Origin of the sequence: Phocaeicola sp. HCN-6420, from assembly GCF_037890145.1 — a bacterium.
In the GTDB taxonomy this organism is placed as follows: Bacteria; Bacteroidota; Bacteroidia; order Bacteroidales; family Bacteroidaceae; genus Phocaeicola.
On the sequence record NZ_JBBKBJ010000071.1, the window covers coordinates 1 to 1,313 of the forward strand.

Genomic DNA, 1,313 nt, shown 5'->3' on the forward strand with positions numbered 1-1,313 from the left:
CTTCCTTGACAAAATGCAGGAAAAACTGAACGAGAAGATGCTCCGTGACGAAGAGATGGAGCGTATGAGAAGATAGACTAAGAATCCCTAAAGAATAACGGGCGGAGCAAGTTTGATACTTTGTTCCGCCCGCTTTCATTGCCTCACGTCAGCCCGGTTATTTCTGCTGTAACAGGTGTTTCAGATTGTCGTCGTTGGCAATCCGCTCCAGTTCCTCCTGAACAATCTGCTTGACTTCCTCCTTGATGCGCCTGTAATTCGCCTGCACCGTTTCCTTCATGTGGTCGTTGCCATCCTCGTCCGTGAAGTCGGTAATGACGGGTATCTTCTTGTAGGCTTTTTCCTCGCGTTTCACCTTCTCTGCATCCACGACAATCTCGCAGTGAAAAATCTTCTGTTCAATGCGCTCGTTGAAGTTATCGGACACAGAACCGACAAACATTCCCTGCGTCAAGCCGGAAATCTTGCTGGGCGGGATAAGCGCGTCCATCTGCGTATTGATAGAGGTGGAAACGTCCTGCCGGTTGATGGAAATGGACTGCCGTTTCTGCAAGACCTTTCCGAAGCGTTCGGATAGCGTCTTGGCGGTTTCACCCACCACCTGCCCGGAGAAGATATTACCGACGGTGTTCATCACGACTTTAGCTTCCTTATCGCCATAGTCGCGCACCAACTGGCTGAAATCCTGAAAGCCCAGACACACGGCAACCTTGTTGCTTCGTGCGGTGGCAATAAGGTTGTCCAGCCCCTTGAAATATATCGTCGGTAGTTCATCTATAATGACCGACGACTTCAGCATCCCCTTCTTGTTGATGAGCTTTACGATACGGGAGTTATACAGACCGAGAGCCGCACCATAAATATTCTGACGGTCGGGATTGTTACCCACGCACAGGATTTTCGGCTCTTCGGGATTGTTGATATCCAGCGTAAACTCGCTGTCCGACATTACCCAATAGAGTTGCGGGGAAATCATGCGCGAGAGCGGAATTTTCGCCGATGCTATCTGCCCTTGAAGCTGCTCAGCCGCCCCACCGAGCCAAGCATCCATGAATGGTGAGAGGTAGTTTTCAAGTTCGGGATATGAAGAAAGAATCGGGAAAATATCCTCGTAACGGCGGTTCAGGAACTCAATGGCATGGGGAAACGTGCAATACTTACCACCCTTATAGATTTTGAGATACCATATAATACTGGCAAACAAGATAATAGGTGATTCCACGAAGAAGTCACCCTGCTTCTGCACCCACGTTTTATTGAGATTGAGCATAATCGTGTACGCACTCTCGTAAGCGTCTGTAATATCCTCCATG

At 49.0% G+C, this 1,313-nt stretch carries 1 protein-coding gene; it reads right to left on the reverse strand.

All coding sequences use genetic code 11. The features are described from left to right. Positions 1 to 157: 157 nt before the first annotated feature. Positions 158 to 1,313, reverse strand: a 1,156-nt coding sequence (locus WKT12_RS16395; protein ID WP_270419913.1) for a TraM recognition domain-containing protein, incomplete at its 5' end; no start/stop codon positions are given.